Source organism: Streptomyces sp. NPDC050732, from assembly GCF_040654255.1.
GTDB lineage: Bacteria > Actinomycetota > Actinomycetes > Streptomycetales > Streptomycetaceae > Streptomyces.
Genome location: NZ_JBFAHP010000002.1, coordinates 170,198 through 188,766 on the forward strand (window position 1 = coordinate 170,198; position 18,569 = coordinate 188,766).

Annotated in this window: 18 protein-coding genes; 13 read left to right on the forward strand and 5 right to left on the reverse strand. The window is 72.5% G+C overall.

Annotation, left to right across the window (positions count from 1 at the left end):
- Positions 1-3: 3 nt before the first annotated feature.
- Together AB0H82_RS02780 and AB0H82_RS02785 are read right to left on the reverse strand one after the other, a co-directional pair.
- The gene (locus AB0H82_RS02780; protein ID WP_362988040.1) at positions 4-1,296 is read right to left on the reverse strand and encodes an MFS transporter; all 1,293 of its coding nucleotides are present in this window, start codon (positions 1,294-1,296) and stop codon (positions 4-6) included.
- A 15-nt stretch (positions 1,297-1,311) separates the two neighbouring features.
- Entirely contained in the window at positions 1,312-1,746 is a 435-nt protein-coding gene (locus AB0H82_RS02785; RefSeq protein WP_362988043.1) for a hypothetical protein, read from the reverse strand.
- 308 nt (positions 1,747-2,054) lie between these two features.
- On the opposite strand from AB0H82_RS02785, the gene AB0H82_RS02790 reads away from it, so the two are divergent.
- The 5 genes from AB0H82_RS02790 to AB0H82_RS02810 all read left to right on the forward strand — a co-directional run bounded on the left by AB0H82_RS02790 (position 2,055) and on the right by AB0H82_RS02810 (position 8,772).
- Positions 2,055-6,065 carry a BTAD domain-containing putative transcriptional regulator gene (locus tag AB0H82_RS02790; RefSeq protein WP_362988045.1) on the forward strand — a complete coding sequence of 1,337 codons (4,011 nt, stop codon included), beginning with the start codon at positions 2,055-2,057 and terminating at the stop codon, positions 6,063-6,065.
- A gap of 88 nt (positions 6,066-6,153) precedes the next feature.
- Complete coding sequence (locus AB0H82_RS02795; RefSeq protein ID WP_362988047.1) at positions 6,154-6,519, forward strand: PH domain-containing protein; 366 nt, start codon at positions 6,154-6,156, stop codon at positions 6,517-6,519.
- Between the two features lie 101 nt (positions 6,520-6,620).
- A complete protein-coding gene (locus tag AB0H82_RS02800; protein WP_362988049.1) occupies positions 6,621-7,106 on the forward strand; it encodes an FxLYD domain-containing protein in 486 nt (161 codons plus the stop codon).
- A 115-nt stretch (positions 7,107-7,221) separates the two neighbouring features.
- Positions 7,222-8,175 carry an SGNH/GDSL hydrolase family protein gene (locus AB0H82_RS02805; RefSeq protein ID WP_362988051.1) on the forward strand — a complete coding sequence of 318 codons (954 nt, stop codon included), beginning with the start codon at positions 7,222-7,224 and terminating at the stop codon, positions 8,173-8,175.
- A gap of 240 nt (positions 8,176-8,415) precedes the next feature.
- The gene (locus tag AB0H82_RS02810) at positions 8,416-8,772 is read left to right on the forward strand and encodes a hypothetical protein (protein WP_362988305.1); all 357 of its coding nucleotides are present in this window, start codon (positions 8,416-8,418) and stop codon (positions 8,770-8,772) included.
- Positions 8,773-8,824: 52 nt separating this feature from the next.
- On the opposite strand, the gene AB0H82_RS02815 is transcribed toward AB0H82_RS02810, so the two are convergent.
- Positions 8,825-9,733 (reverse strand): LysR substrate-binding domain-containing protein, encoded by a 909-nt coding sequence (locus AB0H82_RS02815; protein ID WP_362988053.1) that lies wholly within the window; start codon positions 9,731-9,733, stop codon positions 8,825-8,827.
- A gap of 154 nt (positions 9,734-9,887) precedes the next feature.
- On the opposite strand from AB0H82_RS02815, the gene AB0H82_RS02820 reads away from it, so the two are divergent.
- Both AB0H82_RS02820 and AB0H82_RS02825 read left to right on the forward strand, forming a co-directional pair.
- Positions 9,888-11,177, forward strand: a complete 1,290-nt coding sequence (locus AB0H82_RS02820; RefSeq protein ID WP_362988055.1) for an SGNH/GDSL hydrolase family protein — start codon at positions 9,888-9,890, stop codon at positions 11,175-11,177.
- Between the two features lie 74 nt (positions 11,178-11,251).
- The gene (locus tag AB0H82_RS02825) at positions 11,252-12,673 is read left to right on the forward strand and encodes an MFS transporter (protein WP_362988057.1); all 1,422 of its coding nucleotides are present in this window, start codon (positions 11,252-11,254) and stop codon (positions 12,671-12,673) included.
- Here AB0H82_RS02825 and AB0H82_RS02830 read toward each other — a convergent pair.
- On the reverse strand, positions 12,658-13,074 hold the full coding sequence (locus AB0H82_RS02830) for a hypothetical protein (protein WP_362988059.1): 417 nt from the start codon (positions 13,072-13,074) through the stop codon (positions 12,658-12,660). The genes AB0H82_RS02825 and AB0H82_RS02830 overlap by 16 nt on opposite strands.
- Positions 13,075-13,121: 47 nt before the next feature.
- Positions 13,122-13,547 (reverse strand): SH3 domain-containing protein, encoded by a 426-nt coding sequence (locus AB0H82_RS02835; RefSeq protein ID WP_362988061.1) that lies wholly within the window; start codon positions 13,545-13,547, stop codon positions 13,122-13,124.
- Between the two features lie 199 nt (positions 13,548-13,746).
- Between AB0H82_RS02835 and AB0H82_RS02840 the strand changes: the two genes are divergently transcribed.
- From AB0H82_RS02840 to AB0H82_RS02865, 6 genes are all read left to right on the forward strand, one after another.
- Entirely contained in the window at positions 13,747-14,793 is a 1,047-nt protein-coding gene (locus AB0H82_RS02840; protein WP_362988063.1) for an ATP-binding cassette domain-containing protein, read from the forward strand.
- Positions 14,790-15,638, forward strand: a complete 849-nt coding sequence (locus AB0H82_RS02845; protein ID WP_362988065.1) for an ABC transporter permease — start codon at positions 14,790-14,792, stop codon at positions 15,636-15,638. The genes AB0H82_RS02840 and AB0H82_RS02845 overlap by 4 nt, the downstream gene beginning before the upstream one ends.
- A gap of 66 nt (positions 15,639-15,704) precedes the next feature.
- On the forward strand, positions 15,705-16,622 hold the full coding sequence (locus AB0H82_RS02850) for a hypothetical protein (protein ID WP_362988067.1): 918 nt from the start codon (positions 15,705-15,707) through the stop codon (positions 16,620-16,622).
- Between the two features lie 29 nt (positions 16,623-16,651).
- Positions 16,652-17,041 (forward strand): ADP-ribosylation/crystallin J1, encoded by a 390-nt coding sequence (locus AB0H82_RS02855; RefSeq protein WP_362988069.1) that lies wholly within the window; start codon positions 16,652-16,654, stop codon positions 17,039-17,041.
- Between the two features lies 1 nt (position 17,042).
- Complete coding sequence (locus tag AB0H82_RS02860; protein ID WP_362988071.1) at positions 17,043-17,204, forward strand: hypothetical protein; 162 nt, start codon at positions 17,043-17,045, stop codon at positions 17,202-17,204.
- 199 nt (positions 17,205-17,403) lie between these two features.
- A complete protein-coding gene (locus AB0H82_RS02865) occupies positions 17,404-18,525 on the forward strand; it encodes an endonuclease/exonuclease/phosphatase family protein (RefSeq protein ID WP_362988073.1) in 1,122 nt (373 codons plus the stop codon).
- Positions 18,526-18,569: the final 44 nt, after the last annotated feature.

The following is an 18,569-nucleotide window of genomic DNA, read 5'->3' on the forward strand; positions in this document are numbered from 1 at the left end:
TGCTCAGGGGCAGGCCGGGAACCCGTGTCTGCGGGACGCGGCCACCACCAGGAGCACCGGGACCAGGAGCAGCAGGATCGTCCAGGGGAAGGACGAGGTGCCGACCAGGCCGAGCAGGATGCCGCCGAAGACGCCGCCGCCCGCCATGGCCACGTTCCAGAGGGTGACGAGCATGGCCTGGGCCGCGTCCGCCGCGTCGCCGGCCGCGTCGCCCGCGGCGGTCTGGAGAAGGGTCGGGGCGCCGCCCCAGCCCAGGCCCCACAGCGTCACGGCGACGTAGACGAGTGCCGGGGTGTCGGAGAAGACGGCCAGCACGGCCGCCGCTACGCCGACCAGCAGCACGCTCGCGAGCGTCAGCGCGCGCAGCCTGCGGTGGATCAGTGCGCCCACGATCCAGATGCTGAGCAGCGACGCCGCACCGAAGACGAGCAGGATGACGTCGGTCGAACCACCCATGCCGAGTTCGTCCAGGAACGCGGCGATGTAGGTGTAGAGGACGGTGTGCGCCAGAACGAAGACCAGGGTGACGAAGAGGACCGGGGGCACACCGGGTACGTGCAGCGTGTGCGGGGTGCGTGGGGCGTGTGGGGTGGGGGGCTTGGTGCTGCTGCGCTTTTCTTGTCGGTTCTGGGTCCTCGGGGTCCTCGGGTTCCTCTGGCCTGGGTAGTCCGGGACGATTGCTGCTATCCAGGCCAGCAGGCCCACGGTCAGGCCGGTCATCGCGAGGAACGCCACCTGCCAGCTGAGCACCTTGCCGAGGAACGTTCCCGCCGGTACGCCCAGCGACAGCGCGACCGGGATGCCCGCCATGGCGATGGCGATCGCCTTGCCCTGGAGGTGGGGCGGCGCCATGCGGCGGGCGTAACCGGCGAGCAGCGCCCAGGCGAGCCCCGCGGCGACACCGGCGACGAAACGGGCCGTCATCGTGAGGGGGTAGTTCGTCGAGAGCGCGGTGACGGTGTTGGCGGCGGCGAAGCCCGCCATCGCTGTCAGCAGCAGTCGCTTGCGCCGCCAGCCCGCGGTGGCGGCGGTCAGCGGTATCGCGGTGAGTGCGGTGCCGATCGCATAGATCGTGACGGTCTGTCCCGTCGCCGACTCGCTGACGCCGAGGTCGGCGCTCATCGCGGGCAGCAGGCCCGCGGGCAGCGTCTCGGTGAGGCTGGTGATGAACACGGCGGTCGCCAGGGCCAGGAGGGCCAGGAGGGGGAGCCGACTCTGCTGGCTCTGCTGGCTCTGCTGGTTCCTCCTTTGGGGGTGCGTTGGGGTGGGTGTGGGGGTGGGTTCTGTTGTGCGCATGGGGTGTGGGGCCTTTCAGTGCGTGTGCAGGGGTGGGGGCGGGTTCGTATGTGTGGGTGTGTGGGCGGGGGTTTTCGTTGCCAGGCGGAGCGCTATGCCTGCTGTTTCGTCGGCCGGGGCGCGACAACGGGTCAGGGGCGCCAGGGAGGTGGTTGCCGGGTCGTCGGCTGCGGTGCCGGTGAGGACGACCGAGCCGTCCTGCCGTAGGAGCCGGAGCAGTTCGGGCGCGGGGGGTGCGGGGAAGCCGTCGTCGGCGTGGACGAAGAGGAGGTCGATGCCGCCCAGCCGTTCCTGGATGGTGGAGGCGAGTGCGGTGGAGGACGGCGGGTGCGTCGGGTGCGACGGGTGCGTCGGGTGCGACGGGTGCGACGGGTGCGTCGGGTGCGACGGGTGCGTCGGGTGCGACGGGTGCGGCGGTTCGGAGTGGATGACGTGGGCGCAGGGGCCCACCTCTGCGGCGGTCGCGGCGAGGTCCGCCCGGGGCCGCCGGTCACCAGGACCTCGGCACCGCCCTCGACGAGCCGCTTCACGATGGCCAGGCCGAGGCCTGTGGCGCCACCGATGACGACGGCTTTTGTGCCTGCGTACTTGGGCATTGGCTTCTGCTTCTCCCTCGCCTTGGTGCAGTGGCTGCTCTGCCTGCTCTGCTTGCTCTGCTGACGGGGGTGACTGTGCTCGCGGGTGCTTCGGGGGTGCTGATGATTTGCTGATGGGCCGCCGCGGGCGGTCGGCCGTTTCCGCTGTGTACGGTGAGCCGCATGCGGTTCGGGGTGCTGGGTCCACTGGCGGTGTGGGACGGCGAGGGGGAGCCGGTCAAGGTTCCCGAGGCGAAGGTCAGGGCGCTGCTCGCCGACCTTCTCGTGCACGAGGGGCGGCCGGTCTCCGCCGACCGGCTCATCGACGACCTGTGGGGCGGTGCGCCGCCGCGCAATCCGGCCAACGCCTTGCAGGCCAAGGTCTCCCAGCTGCGCCGCGCCCTCGGCCGTGACCGCGTGGTGCATCAGGCGCCCGGTTACCGGCTGCGTGTGGACGTGGCGGCCGGCGACGAGGTGGACGCGGACCGCTTCCGTTCCCTCGTCGAGGAGGCGCGCGGTGTGCCGGATGCGCGTGTGCGGGTCGACGTGCTCACGCGGGCCCTTGCGTTGTGGCGCGGGCCCGCTTACGCCGATCTCGCCGACGAGTCGTTCGTACGGGTAGCAGCCGACCGGCTCGCCGAGCAGCGCCTCGCCGTGGTGGAGGAACAGGCCGAGGCACGCCTCGCGACGGGCGATCACACGTTGCTCACGGGGGAGTTGGCGGACCTGGTCGCACGGCATCCGCTCCGGGAACGGCTGCGGGCCGTGCAAATGCGTGCGCTGTACCTGGCGGGGCGCCAGAGCGAGGCCCTCGCCTCGTACGCGGCGCTACGACAGCAGCTGTCGGAGGAGCTGGGGCTCGATCCCGGTCCCGAGGTGGTGTCCCTGCACGAGGCGATATTGCGGCAGGAGCCGGGGTTGGGAGCGGGGGAGGGAACGGGGTCGGGAGCGGGTGCGGGCTTTGGTGGTGGGTGGCTGGGGGTGGGTCCTGGCGAGGTGTTGGGGGTGGGTCCCGGCGGGGCGTTGGGGGCGAGTCCCGGTGGGCCCCAGGAGGCCGGTTCTGGCGGGGCGTTGGGGGCGGTTTCTGTTGGGCGGCGGGGGGAGGAGGCTGACGGGCCGCTGGGTTCCGGCCTCGGCTCGGGTCTGGGTGCCGGCCCGGGTTCGGGTCAGGGTTCCGCTGCTGTCCCGTCGCCTGTAGTCGGCCCTCCGCGCGAATCCCTCCGCGTCCGTACCAACCTCCCCGCTCCCCTCACCGCGCTCGTCGGACGCGAGCGGGCCGTGGTCGAGGCGGGAGAGCTTCTCGCCGCTGGGCGACTTGTGACGCTCACCGGGTCCGGGGGCGTCGGTAAGACGCGGCTCGCGGTGGAGGTCGCGGGCCGGCAGGTGGGTGGGGGCGAGGGGCTCACCGCCTTCCCCGACGGTGTTTGGCTCGTCGAGCTCGCCGGGATGGGGGGTGGCAGTGGCGTCGCCGATCTCGCTCAGGCCGTGGCCGGTGTCCTCGGCCTCCGAGACGACGTGCCGTCGGGGCCACCGGGCGCTGGGCGGTTGGGGGCGCCCGGCTCCGGGCGGCCGGGGACGGCGGGCTCCGGGCGGGTGGGGGCGCCGGGCTTCAGGCAGCCGGGGACGGCGGGCTCCGGGTGGCCGGGGACGCCGGGCTCCGGGCAGCCGGGGACGGCAAGCCCCGGGCGGCCGGGGACACCGGGCTCCGAGCAGCCGAGGACGGCGAGCCCCGGGCAGCCAGGGACGGCAGAATCCGGACGGACGAGGGCAGCGAACCCCGGACAGACGGGGACGGCGGAATTCGGGTCGGTCGAGGGCGGGGCACTCGGGGCCCCCGCCCCCGCCGAGCGGCTCGTCGCCGCGCTGCGCGAGCGTCGGATGCTGCTCGTTCTCGACAACTGCGAGCAGGTCGTCGAAGGGGCCGCCGAGCTCACGGACACGTTGCTGCGTGCCGTGCCGGGGCTGCGCGTGCTGGTCACCAGTCAGGAGCCGTTGGGCCTCACCGGTGAGGCCGTGTTCCTCGTGGAGCCGTTGCCGGCCGCGGACGCGGTCAGTCTCTTCGTGGCCCGTGCCCGTGCCGCGGCCCCCGGATTCTCGCTCAGTCACGGCGGTGCCGACGAGGCTGCCGTCGAGGAGATCTGTCGGCGTCTCGACGGGATACCGCTCGCTCTCGAACTTGCCGCGACACGCGTACGGGCCCTGGGGGTACGGGAGTTGGCCGACCGGCTCGGCGATCGCTTCCGGCTGCTGACCTCGGGGCAGCGCGGTGCTCCGGCCCGCCAGCAGACCCTGCGGGCGATGATCGACTGGAGCTGGGAGCTGCTCAGCGCGCCCGAACGCATCGTGCTGCGCCGCCTGGCCGTGCACCGCGACGGCTGCACCCTTGATGCGGCGGAGGCGGTGTGCGCGGGTGACGGTGTGACCCGCGACGAGGTTCTGGACCTGGTGACCCGCCTCGTCGACCGTTCCCTGGTCGTCGTGGCGCAGGGACCCGCCGGGACGGGCCCGCGCTACCGGCTCCTGGAGTCCGTCTCCGCGTACGCCATGGAGCGGCTGCGCGAGATGGAGGATCTCAGCGGCGTACGCGAACGCCATCTGCACCACTACCTGGACCTCGCCGAACGGGCCGAGCCGTACCTTCGCGGGGGCGAGCAGCGGGTGTGGCTCGACATTCTCGATGCCGAGGCGGCGAACCTCCGCGGGGCGTTGGAGGAGGCGGTGCGGAGGGCCTCCGGCCGGGGTGCCGGAGATGCCGGGCAGCGGCCCGGGGTTCACAGTGCCGATGAAGCCGTACGGCTCGGTGTTGCCCTCTCCTGGTGGTGGCTGTTGCGTGGGCGGCTGAGTGAGGGGCTGCGTTCGCTCTCCTCGGTGTTGGATGTCGCGGGCGAGAAGAGGGAAGTGCGGCTGCTGCGGGAGGCGTTCGCCCTGATGACCGGGGAGAGAGCGAGCCGCGGGCGGGCCGGTGTGGCTGGTGTGGTTGGTGTGGTTGGTGGGGGCGCGGATTTCCTCGCACCTCAAGCCGCCTCCCTCCCCCACCTCGACTCCCTCTCCCACCTCGACTCCCTCCCCCACCTCGACCCCCTCAGCACTCGCGCCGCCCGCACCCTCTGGCTCTACTCCTACGGCCTCTTCAGCGCGGGTGATCCCCTCGCGAGCGAGGAGGTCAACGCTCGGGTGCTCGACCTCGCCGACCAGGCCGGGGAGGCCGCGGAGGCCTGGGCAACCGGGGAGGCTGCGGAGGCCGGGGCAACCGGGGAGGCCGGGGGGCGGTGGATCGTGGCTGCCGCGCTCGGTCTGCGTGCGATGCACGCGCTGATTCGCGGGGAGCTCGACACCGTCGGGGGCGACGGGCGGCGCGCGGCCGAGCTGTTCCGCGAACTCGGTGACCGATGGGGTGCGTTGCAGGCCGTCACACCTCTCGCCGCGCTCGCCGAGATCCGTGGCGACTACGACGAAGCCGTCCGCCGCCAGGAGGAGGGCCTGGTCATCGCCCGTGAGCTCGGGCTCCAGGCCGAGGTCGCCGCGCGGCTCTCCGGTCTCGGCCGACTGGCCCTGCTCACCCGTGACTGGGAGCGGGCGCGCCAACTCCATGAGGAGGCAGGGGCGTTGGCCGCCGAGTACGGCTACCGTTACGGCGAGATCCACGCCGAGATGGGACTCGCGCTCGGGGCGCGCCGCGTCGGCGACCTCGCCGCGGCCGAGACGTATCTGCGGCGCATCCGCGACCGTCACGCCGACGTGTCCTCACTGGCCGGCGATCACCTGCACCACGCCGAGCTGGGCTTCATCGCCGAGCTGCGCGGGGACGGGCCCGGCGCCGAGGCCCACCACCTCCGCGGCCTCCGAACCGCCCGGCTGCTCGCCGAACCGCGCGCCGTCGCCCTCTCCCTGGAGGGGCTGGCGGGCGCGGCGGCCCTCGCCGGTGCGCCGGAGCGTGCCGCCCTGCTGCTGGGCGCGGCGGACGCGGCCCGCCGAAGCGTGGGGGCGCCTCTCCCGCCCGCCGAACGCGGTGACGTCGACCGGATCACGGCCGCGACAAAGGCGGCCCTGGGTGAGTCCGCCTTCGCCATGGCCTTCGCCCGGGGCGAGCAGCTCGACCCGACACAGCTGCCGGTCGCCTCGATCGATTCGGGCAACTCGGGTGACCCGGGTGACCCGGGTGACCCGAACGGCCCGGGCAACCCGGTTAGCTGATCAGCTGCCACTCGCACACACCTTCGACTCCCCAGGCCCCACCCCCTATACAGTGGCAGTTCATCGAAAATTGAGTGGGGGGCCTCACATGGCACTGTTCGGAAACGCGCACACCGTCGACCCGGCGAAGGCGCAGAGCGATTACGCGCGGCTGCTCGGGCACGGGGAGCAGGTGCACGCCGCGTACACGCTGATACGCGACACCATGCTGTTCACCGACCGCCGGCTGATCATGGTCGACAAGCAGGGGATCACCGGCAAGAAGGTCGAGTACCACTCGGTGCCGTACCGCAGCATCACGCACTTCGCGGTGGAGACGGCGGGGCACTTCGACCTCGACGCCGAGCTGAAGATCTGGATCTCCGGCAACCCGACGCCGCTGCAGAAGACGTTCACGAAGGGCGTCGACATCTACGAGGTGCAGGCCATCCTCACGCAGTTCGTCGCTCGCTAGGCGTCACTCCGAAGGGTCCGCCAACCGCCCTTTCCGGCATGCGGCCTCCGCCTCGCTGATCTTCACTGGGGGGACCAGGTGCAGCGAGTTACGGAGGCGGCATGGCCAGGAACGGATTCGGGCCCGGGTTCAGGGCCGGGAACAGGACGCGGCGTCCGGCGGCCGCGGCGGTATGCGTCGCGGCCCTCGCCCTCCTGACGGCGGGCTGCTCCGACGACGGTGGTACCGCCTCGGACGCGGCCAGCAGGGCGGCCTCGGCGGTGGCCTCCGCCACCGCGCGGGCGGGCGAGAAGATCCACGAGGTCAAGGGCGGCGTCGATGCCAAGGCCGACGTACGGCTCGGCGATCCGTCGACCGACGACGACGGCCGCGCCACCGTGAAGGTCACGGCCGACAACAGCGCCGACTCCTCGAAGTCCTTCGCCGTCCAGGTCACCTTCAAGGACGCCGACGGCAAGCTCCTGGACACGGTCGTGACCAAACTTCCCGACGTTCCCGCGGGCGAGTCCAAGGACGCCACCGCTCGCAGCACCCGCACCCTCGACGGTGAGGTGAAGGCCCACCTCACCACGGCCCTGCGCTACTGACGGGCCCGCCAACACCGTCGCCGCCGCGTGCGGTTGGCGCGCCGATGCCTTCCCTCGCCGTCCCGCGTGTGCTTGCCTGGTGGCCGTTTCGGCTGACTGGGGCGGGAGTTGCCGCATGCGGAAGCTGTGGAGCGCGGGGGTACTGGCCGGCGTGCTGCTGTTGGGCGCGTGTGGCGACCCCGGGTCCGGTTCCGGTTCCGGTGGCGCGGCGCCGGCCGACGTGCCGCCGGACGCGCCTCCTGGTGTCGCAGCGCCCCGGGAGCCTTCGCCGTCCTCCACCACACGGCAGCGTGCCGCGGAGAAGCCTCGGCCGGGAGAACCGCAGAGAGCCGACGCCCCCAAGGTCCTCTACCTCGGGGACTCCCTCGCCATGGAGAACCAGAAAGTCCTCGGCGCGCAGCTCCGCGACGGCCTGCGCGCCCGCTACCGCAGTGCCCCGTACTCCGGCACCACCCTCTGCGACTACCTCGAAGGGACCGGCAAGGACTCCCTCGTACCCGGCAAGGACAAGGCGGCCGCGCTGGTGCGGGCCGAGCGGCCCGACTATGTCGTCCTCCAGTTCTGGGGCAATGCGTGGGGCTATACGCCGTGCATGGACGGCATCACGTACGACAAACAGCGCGCGAAGTACTTCGACCGGTACGCCGCCGACGCGCGCCGCCTCGCCGCGCAGATCGACGGCGCCGCCGGGGGCGGGCGCACCCGCGTCGTGTGGGTGCTCCAGGGGCCCGACGCCATGACGCCCGACCGCGTGCGGCGCGTCAACGCCATCTACCGGGCGCGGGCGAAGGCGTCGGGCGGGCTCGTCGCCGACGCGGGGCGGACGGTCAGTCCGGCGTCGGGCCGTTACACGTGGGTCGAGAAGCTGCCGTGCACGACGTACGAGACGCGGAACCCGGCGTACTGCACGGAGCCGGGCAGCGGCCGCACGGCCCTGCACCGCGGCGACGACTTCCTGCACTTCTGCCTGGCGCCGACCACGGCCAGGTCACGGCCGTGCCCGGTGCGGTCGCCGGGCATCCGGCGGATGACGGCGGAGATCACGCGCGTCGTGGCCGACGCCTCCTGAATCGACGGAGGGGGACGCGCCACCTCACGCGCCACCTCACCCGTTCGGCCCCGCCCCGCTCGCCGCTCCCCCCGGGACGTCACAGGGTGTGAGTCCCTGAAACCCGAGCAGAGAGACGAGGGGGTGGTGGCCATGAGCAGCGCGAGCGCGCCGCACCAGCCCGGCCGGCCCGGCCAGCCCGGCCACGGAGCACACGAGCCGCAGCAGACCCGGGAAAGCGGCTGGGCCGCCGGCGGCACCATGTTCGCCGGTGTCCTGATGATGGTGAACGGCATCCTCGGCATCTTCGAGGGCGTCGCCGGCATCGCCAAGGACGACGTCTACGAGCGCATCGGCGACTACGTCTACAAGTTCAACCTCACCACGTGGGGCTGGATCCACCTGGTCCTCGGCATCCTCGTGGCCGTCGTCGGCTGGGGCATCCTCAAGGGTGCGGGCTGGGCGAAGGCCAGCGGCGTCGCGCTGGCCGCGCTGGCCATCGTGGCGCAGTTCCTGTGGCTGCCGTACACCCCGATCTGGGCGCTCATCTCGATCGCGATCGGCGTCTTCGTCATCTGGGCGCTGTGCAACGACCGCTCGGACGTCGCCGGGCCCTGAGAAGCCACCCCTCGGCGCCCGTTCCGAACCGCTTCGAACCACTCCGAACCGCTCAGAACCGCGCCGGACCACCGTTCGCCGCGACCGCGTCCCCCACCGCACGGATGAACGCCTCCGCCCGCGCGCCGACGCCCGCCGTCCGGTGGATCAGCGCCACGTCCGCGGACGGCACGTCCCGCAGGGGTACGAAGGTGACGTCGGGCCGCGCGTAGTACTTCTCCACGGACGCCACGACCGGTGAGATGCCCTGGCCCGTCGCGACCAGGGTCATCAGTTCCTGGAAGGAGGCGACGGCCCGGCCGCGGTGGATCTCGCGGCCGCTCGGCGTGCGCGGCGGCACGTGGAAGTCCCACCAGTACGCGGGCGCGCCGTTCACGACGCCGAAGAACGTCTCGCCCGCCAGCTCCTCCAGGGAGACCGACGTGCGGCCGGCGAGCGGATGGCCGAGCGGCATCGCCAGCATGCGCGGTTCGTTGATGACGACCGGGCCGACCGTCAGGTCCGGCTCCTCCACCGGCAGGCAGGTGAAGAGCAGGTCGACCTCGCCGCCGCGCAGCGCGCCCAGCGGGTCCTGGAACTGGGTCTCCCGCATCCGCACCTCGACGTGCGGGCAACGCTCCCGGAACATCGCCAGGATCGGGCCCGTCAGCGTGCCCGCGCCCGAGCCGAGGAATCCGACGTTCAGCTCGCCGTCGACGCCGCGCGCCGTGTCCTTGGCGCGTGCCACGGCCGCCTCCATCCGCGCGTGGAGGGGCGCCAGATCCTCGTACAGCTGACGGCCCAGCGGGGACATCCGCACCACGCGGCTGGTGCGCTCGAAGAGCGGGGCGCCGATCTTGCGCTCCAGCTTCTTCAGCGTCTGGCTGACCCTGGCCTGGGAGAGCAGCAGCCGCTCGGCGGTACGCCCGAAATGCAGCTCCTCGGCCAGGGTCAAGAAGGTCTCCAGCTCTTGCCGCTCCACCGCATACCCCCTGTGACCTGCATCGATAAGCCTGAGCGTGTCGATCGTTCCACAGATCGCCGTTGATGGGGCGCCTCGATCGGCGGATCTTTGAGGAGTCAGGACGGCGGCCCGCCGTACGGGCGCCTTCCACCTCAACCCCCCGGAGCCCCCGATGATTTCGCGTGCCCGCACGTCTCGTATGTCCCGCACCGTCACCGCCACCGCCGCCGCCGTGCTCGCCCTGACCGCGGGCCTCGCCGTCACCGGCGCCCAGGCCTCGTCCCCCGGCCACCACGACAAGGGCACCTCTTGGACGGCTGCCTGGACGAGTGCCCCGCAGCGTCCCAGCACCGGCTTCAAGCCCAACTGGTCGGAGGCGGGCTTCGACGGCCAGACGCTGCGCCAGGTCGTCCGCGTCACCGAGGGCGGCGACCGGGCCAGAATCCGGCTCTCGAACGCGTACGGCAGCTCACCGCTGAGAATCGAGGGCGCCACCATCGCCCGTACGGAGAAGGGGGCGGCCGTGGAGAAGGGGTCGGTGCGGCGGCTCACCTTCGGAGGGAAGCGGGCGGTGACGATACCCGCGTACGGTCAACTCCACAGTGACGCAGCCGGGTTGGAGCTCGACCCCTTCGAGTCCGTCACCGTCACCCTCCATCTGGCGGGCACGACCGGTCCCGCCACCTTCCACGCCCAGTCCTTCGCGACCAGCTACCGCGCGGACGGCGACCACTCCGCCGACGCCAGCGGCCGGGCCTTCGGCGAGTCGACCGAGTCCTGGTACTACCTCGCGGGCGTGGACGTGGACGGCGGAGAACGGCAGCGGCGCGACGGTGTCGTCCTCTTCGGCGACTCCATCACCGACGGCTTCGCCTCCTCCACCGACCGCGACCGGCGCTGGTCCGACGCCCTCGCCGAACGCCTCGACGAGGCGGGGAAGCCGAGGCCCGTCCTCAACGCCGGCATCGGCGGGAACCTGGTCCTCAACGACTCGGCCTGGTACGGCGAGAAGAGCGCCAACCGCTTCGCCCGGGACGCCCTCGACCTGCCCGGCGTCGGCACGGTCGTCGTCCTCGAAGGCGTCAACGACATCGGCTTCAGCGAGACCGACAAGCCCACCTACAAGCCCGCGCCGGTCGTCTCCGCCCGCGAACTCATCAATGGGCACCGCGAGTTGATACGCCAGGCCCGCGCCAAGGGAGTCCGGATCGTCGGCGCCACCCTGCTCCCGCTCGGCGGCTCCGACCACTACGGCAAGCGCGCGGCCGCCGTGAGCGACGAGTTCAACCAGTGGGTGCGGACGTCCGGCGCGTACGACGCGTACGTCGACTTCGACAAGGCCCTCGCCGACCCGAAGGACCCGGAGCGGATCGCGCCCGCGTACGACAGCGGAGACCACCTGCACCCGAACGACGCCGGGTACCGAACCATGGCCCGCGCGGTGGACCTGGAGACGCTGTGACGAGCGCCGTCGGGACGCCGCCGCCCCCGCGCACGGGTACAGGTACAGGTACAGGTACGGCACCTACGGCACGCATGACCCGCCGCCAGAAGCTCGTCCTGGCCCTCCTGCTCGGCTCCCAGTTCATGGTCGCCGTCGACTTCTCCATCCTGAACGTCGCCCTCCCCGTCGTCGGGGAGGGGCTCGGCTTCTCCCTCGCCCGCCTCCAGTGGATCTCCACCGCCTTCGCGCTCGCCGCGGCCGGCTTCACGCTCCTCTTCGGACGTATCGCCGACCTGTTCGGGCGGAAGCGGCTGTTCGTCGGGGGCATGGCGCTCCTCGGGCTCTCCTCGGCCCTGGGCGGCCTCGCCACCACGCCGGAGGTCCTGCTCACCGCCCGGGTGCTGCAGGGGCTGGCGACCGCGGCGGTCACCCCGGCGGGGCTCGCCCTGCTCACCACGGCCTTTCGCGAGGGGCCGCTGCGGGACCGGGCGCTCGGCCTCAGCGGAGCGCTGATGTCGGCGGGCTTCACCACCGGCGCCGTCCTCGGCGGGCTCCTCACCGAACTGCTCTCCTGGCGCTGGGCGTTCTTCATCAACGTGCCGGTCGCCGCCGCCGTCGTCGCCCTCGCCCCGGCCCTCCTCACCGAGTCGCGCATCGTCTGCAGACACCGGCTCGACCTGCCCGGCGCCGTCACCGTCACCGGTGGGCTCCTCGCGCTCGTCCACGGGCTCACGCGGGCGGGCGGCAGTGGGTGGGGCGACCCCGTCGGGCTCGCCGCGCTTGCCGTGGGCGCGGCCCTCCTCGTCGCCTTCCGGTTCGTGGAGCGGCGCTCCCCCGCGCCGCTCGTGCCCGTCCGCATCATGCGGCGCCGCACGGTCGTCTGGGGCAACACGGCGGGGCTGATCGCCTTCGCCACGGAGACCTCGCTCGTGTTCCTCCTGACGCTCTATCTCCAGGAAGTCCTGGGCTACTCGGCGCTCGCCACCGGTCTGGCCTTCGGCGTCCTCGGCCTCGGCACGGTGGCCGGGGGGCTGCTCGGCGGGCGGGCGGTGAGCCGGTTCGGCGGCCGGGCGGCGATCCTCGGCGGTGGCGCGGTGCAGGCCGCCGCCACCCTGTCCCTGGTCGCCCTCGGGACGTCCGGCGGCTGGCTGTATCTGCTGCTGGCCGCCACGTTCGTCGGCGGTGTCGGCAACATGGTGCTCATCGTCGGCTTCATGGTGACCGCCACGTCGGGTGTCGCCGACTCCGAGCAGGGCCTGGCCACCGGTCTCGCGACCATGACCCAGCAGGTCGGCATCACCCTCGGCATTCCGGTGATGAGCGCGATCGTGGCGGCCCGGGCGGGGGCGGGCACGGGCGCGGGCACGGGCACAGGCGCGGGGACGGCACCCGACGCCGTGCTGTCCGGCGTGACGGGTGCCGTCCTCGTCAACTCCCTGCTGGTGCTCGCCGGTTCACTGCTCGCGGCATGCCGGTTGAAGCACCGGACAGGGCGCCCTCACTCGGTGGTGTAGTAGCGGTAGAACGTCAGCGCGAAGACTCCCGCCGCGACCACCAGCGCCATCACGGTGGACCGCAGCACGCTCGCCCCGCCCAGACTGTAGAGAAAGCCGAACGCGATGCCCGTGAACGCCGCCCAGGACAGCGCGCGCAGCTCGCGCGGGAGCGTGGGCGCCATCCGGTGCAGGGCGAACATCAGGGCGGCGAAGACCAGGCCGGTCACCACCCCGAACATGACGTTCCCGGTGGTGATCGGCCCGCCGTCGCGCCGGATCGCGCAGGCCCAGAGGCCGTAGACGACCCCGGCGAGCAGGGCGAGTGCCGCCCAGCGGGTGGCGGGGGTCGCGGACGCCCGCGCGCTGCCGGGCGCGGACGAGGGCGATGGCGGGGGGTATACGGGTGCGGCATGTGCCATGACGGTCCCCTTCTCAGACGGCCCGGCCGTACATCAGTGGCCGCGCGTCAGTGGTCGCGGTACGTGCACGGGTGGTCGCAGTCCCGGTGGTCACGCCACTTGGGGCACGGGTCCTCGGACGACGGGCAGCTCGGCACGTGCCGGCCGCCGGTGTCGACGTACGCCGCGCTCGCCCAGCCGCGAACGCCCTCAAGCCAGTACCAGTGCGGGTCGCCGTGCACGGTGGTGCCCCGGACGGAGCATTTGACGCGGTCCTCGCTGCCGTACGGCAGCTTCTCCAGGACCGTGCCATGGGTGCTCGGCTCGTCCCTGACCTTCAGGTCGGGGCCGGAGACGACGGTGCCCCAGATGACGTCGTCGTTGTGGGCGGGGCTCGCGGGTGCGGCTCCTGTGGCGGCGGTGGCGGTCGCGGCGGTGCCAGCAGTCAGTACGGCCGCCGCGCAGGCCGCCCCCAGGGTCAGAGCGATTCGCATGATCGGCCTCCTCGGCCTCCTCGGCCACCTCATCCCCTCATCCAGGAAACACCCGTTCGGCGCAGCGCTCCACCGGAGACGGTCATAGCCTGAAGGCCGATGAGTTTCCGGGGCGGACCCGGTCTGCCCTTCCGACGACATTCGTCGAAAGCACTCCTTGAGCACTCCATGAGCACTCCTTGTGAGAAGGCGGGCGGACATGAGCGGCACGGCCATCGAGACCGCGGGTCTGGTGAAGACCTTCGGCGACAACCGCGCGGTCGACGGAATCGACCTCACCGTCCCGGCCGGCACGGTCTACGGCGTGCTCGGGCCCAACGGCGCGGGCAAGACCACGGCGGTCAAGATGCTCGCCACCCTGCTGCGGCCCGACGGCGGCGAGGCGCACGTCTTCGGCCACGACGTGGTGCGCGAGGCGGACGCCGTACGCGGCCGGGTCAGCCTCACCGGGCAGTACGCGTCGGTCGACGAGGATCTGACCGGCATGGAGAACCTGGTCCTGCTCGGCCGCCTCACCGGGCACGCGAGGAAGGCGGCGCACGAGCGGGCCGGGCAGCTCCTCGAAGCGTTCGGCCTGACGGACGCGGCGGCCCGGCAGGTGAAGAACTACTCGGGAGGCATGCGGCGCCGCATCGACATCGCCGCGTCCATCCTGAACACCCCTGACCTGCTCTTCCTGGACGAGCCGACGACGGGCCTCGACCCGCGCAGCCGCAACCAGGTGTGGGACATCGTGCGCGCGGTCGTCGGCCACGGCACGACGGTCCTGCTCACCACCCAGTATCTCGACGAGGCCGACCAGTTGGCGGCCCGTATCGCCGTCATCGACAAGGGCAAGGTCATCGCGGAGGGCACCAAGGGCGAGCTCAAGGCGTCGGTCGGCGCGGGCTCGGTGCATGTGCGGCTGCGGGAGGCCGCGCGGCGCGACGAGGCGGCGCGACTGCTCGGCGCGGTGCTCGACGCGCAGGTGCAGCTGGAGCCCGACCCGGTGGCCCTGACGGCCCGGGTCGGCACAGACGGCGGGCGGGACGGCAGCGGCGCGGGGAACGGCGTTCGTGCCGGGAGCGGCAGCGGCGCGGCCGAGCAGGCCTCGCGGGCGCTGGCCGAGCTGGCCGGCGCCGGCATCACCGTCGACAACTTCTCGCTGGGGCAGCCCAGCCTCGACGAGGTGTTCCTCGCCCTGACCGGCGCGGACGCCGGGTCCCGGTCCGGTTCGACCGAGCTGAAGGAAGAGGCCACGGCATGAGCACCAGCGCCCCCACCGAGACCCAGGAGCTCGCGCCCGTCAGGACCGAGTCCCTCGCCGAGCTCCTGATCGCCACCGAGCGCCCGCCCAGGCCGACCGCGCTCTCCGCCTGTCTGACCTTCGGCTGGCGCGCCATCCTCAAGATCAAGCACGTGCCGGAGCAGCTCTTCGACGTCACGGCGTTCCCGATCATGATGGTGCTGATGTACACGTACCTGTTCGGGGGCGCGCTCGCCGGTTCCCCGTCCGAGTACATCCAGTACCTGCTGCCGGGCATCCTCGTGATGTCCGTCGTCATGATCACGATGTACACGGGCGTCTCGGTCAACACCGACATCGAGAAGGGCGTCTTCGACCGGTTCCGTACGCTGCCGATCTGGCGGCCCGCGGTGATGGTCGGCTACCTCCTCGGCGACGCCCTGCGCTACGCCATCGCCTCCGTGGTGATCCTGACCGTCGGCCTCATCATGGGCTACCGCCCGGACGGCGGCTTCGTCGGCGTCGTGGCGGGCATCGCGGTCCTGCTCGTCTTCTCCTTCGCCTTCTCCTGGATCTGGACGATGTTCGGGCTGCTGCTGCGCACCGAGAAGTCGGTGATGGGGGTCAGCATGATGGTGATCTTCCCGCTGACGTTCCTCAGCGACATCTTCGTGAAGCCCGAGACGATGCCGGGCTGGCTGCAGGCCTTCGTCAACAACAACCCCATCACCCACGTGTCCTCGGCGGTCCGCGCCCTGATGGACGGCACGTCGCCGACGACGGAGCTGGCGTGGACGTTCGGCTGGGCGCTGCTCCTGGTGGCGGTGTTCGGGCCAGTGACGATGCGTCTGTACAACCGTAAGTAGGCCCTGTTGACCCATATGCACTCGCCCCGGTCGCGCCCCGCGTGACCGGGGTCTTGCCTTGGAGGCGTGCCGAAATCCGTCCGCGGTCCGCTGTCCGCCGTCCTCCTCGTCCTCGCCTGCCTCCTGGTGCCGCTCGGTGCGCTCTCCACGTGGGCGAAGTACGAGATCGGGGACCGCGACAGCTACGTCGCGACGATGGCGCCGCTCGCCTCCGACCCCGCGGTGCGCGCGGCGGTGGCGGACGCGGTCACCGACTCCGTGATGGAGGAGATCGACGTGGGCCCGCTGCGGGGCGCGGTCGAGGCGTTCGTACGGGACGCGGTGCGGTCGTTCACCGAGACGGGGGCGTACAGGACGGCGTGGAACGCGGCGAACCGGGCGGCGCACGACGCCGTGCAGTCCGCCCTCAACGACGACACGAACGGCGAGGTCACCATCGACCTCGCGCCCATCACCGAGCAGATCAAGCGGCAACTGGAGGACGACGGCGTGCCCTTCGCGTCGAAGATCCCGGTGAAGCACACGGAGGTCACGGTCCTGGAGTCCGATGACCTCGGCCGGCTGTGGAGGAGCTTCCACGCGCTGCAGGTGGCGGGCGTCTGGCCCGCGGTGGCGGCGGCCGTCCTCGCCGTCGCCGGCGTCCTGCTCGCCGCCCGCCGCCGCCGTGCGGTCGTCGCCACGGCGCTCGGCATGGCCCTCGCCGCCGCACTCCTGGCCGCCGCCGTCGCGCTCGGCCGCGCTCTGACCCTCGACGACCTCCCTCCGGACATCTCGCGCGACGCCGCGGGCGCGGTGTACGACGCGCTGACGGAGACGCTGCGGGTGACGGCGTGGGTGATCATCGCGACGGCGCTCGTCGTCGCTCTGGCGGTGTGGCTGGTACCGCGACTGCGCGGTCGCGGTCACGGCGGGAGCGGTCGCCCTCACGGCGGGAGCCGGACCCGCCCGCCCGGGTACCGGCACGCGGAAACCCGCGGGCGGTGACGGGCCCGGGTCGGTTACCGTCACCGGCCATGTGCACGCAGCCGACGGCCACGCCGACGACCACCGTCCGCCCGACAACGACTCTGTGGCGTCCCACGGGGCCCGAGGAGCTGGCCCTCGTCGCGGCCTCCGGCTGGACCGCCTGGCCGCCGCGCCTGCCCGAGCAGCCGATCTTCTACCCGGTCCTGAACGAGGACTACGCGATCCGCATCGCCCGCGACTGGAACGTCCCGGCGTCCGGCTCCGGCCACGTCACCCGCTTCGAGGTCGACTCCGCGTTCCTGGAGCGCTACCCGGTCCGGCAGGTGGGCGGCGAGACGATCCTGGAGCTGTGGGTCCCCGCCGAGGAGCTCGACGAGTTCAACCGGCACATCGTGGGGCGCATCGAAGTCGTCCGTGAGTTCCACGCGCGGACCTGACATGGGCGCACCCGACGTACGAAGCCCCGGACCGGCCGTCCTCCTGGTCCCGCACCCGCGCAGCAGCACCGCCGTGCTGCTCGCCGAGGCGGCCGCCCGGCACGGCCTGCCCGTCCCCGGCCGACTTGTCGTGCCCCCGTACCCGTCCCCGGCCCCGCACTGATACGGCGGGCCGCTCGCTGCCGACCGGGCCACGCCGCCCGCACCTTCGCCGTCGGCACGGAACCGCGCCTGCCGGGAACCTTCCGTCGCCGGGTGCGGGCCGTCCGTGGGTGGGCAACCGTCATCGGCCCCGCCCCGTCTCTGAGGAAGGATTCGGTCTGCGGGAAGCGCCACCCACCGACGACGAGAGGTCCAACCCCTTGGACAGCACGGACAGCACGGACAGCACGGACAGCACAGGCCGCACGGGCCGCACGGGCCGCACGGGCCGCACGGGCCGCACGGGCCGCAGCATGAACAGCGCGGGCAGCGTGGCCGTCGATCCGGTCCACCAGGACAACGTGACCGGACCGGAGTCGTGGCGGCGTGCCGGGCGGGCCGCCGCGTGGGGGGCCGGGGTGCTGCTCGCCGGGGTGAGCGCCGTCATCGGGTTCCGGGTCGCCGACTCGGACGGGTTCACGCCCGTGCCGCAGCTGCTCGCGTTCCTGCCCTGGCTGCTCGCGCCCGCCGCGGCGGGGCTGGTGATGGCCGTGCTCGCGCGGTGGCGGCTCGGCATGCTGTGGGGCGTCGTCGTCCTCGGCCTCGTCGCCTGGTACATGGAGCCGTACGGGAACACCGACGCGCCCCGCGGCTCCGCCGTCGCCGAGCTGCGCGTGCTCACGTCGAACGTCGAGTTCGGGCAGGGCACGGCGGGCCTGGTCCGGGCCGTCCGCGAGGAGCGGCCCGACCTGCTGTTCGTCGAGGAGTGCGACCCGGTCTGTTCCGCCCTGCTCCGCAAGGAGCTGCCCCGCGCCGACTACCCGCACCGCGCGGCCGCCGAGGCGTACGGCGCCGAGGGCTCCGTCATCCTCTCCAAGTTCCCGCTGAAGAGCGCGGCCGGCGTCGACGCCACCCTCGGCATGCCGGGCGCCGTCGCCGACGTCGACGGGCATCCCGTACGGGTACAGCTCGCGCACCCCATGCCGCCGCTGCCCCGCGAGGTCGGCCTGTGGCGCTCCGAGCTGGGGAAGCTCCAGAAGTACGCGGCCGCAGGAAACGGACGGTCCACCATCATCGCCGGGGACTTCAACGCCACCCAGGACCACGCCGCGTTCCGCTCGCTCCTGGACGAGGGGCTGCGCGACGCCGCCCGCCTCGCCGGGTCCTCGCGCGCCCCGAGCTGGCCCGCCGCCGCGCCGGCCCCCCTCGGCGCGCAGATCGACCACGTCCTCGCCACCCCGGACTTCGCCGCCCGCGACGCCCGTTTCCTGGACATCGGGAACACCGACCACCGGGCGCTCGCCGTCACACTGACCCTGCACAAACCGGAAACGGAGCGTTGATCCTCCGGCCAGGGCAAGTCACGTAAAGCACCGATAATGGGCGC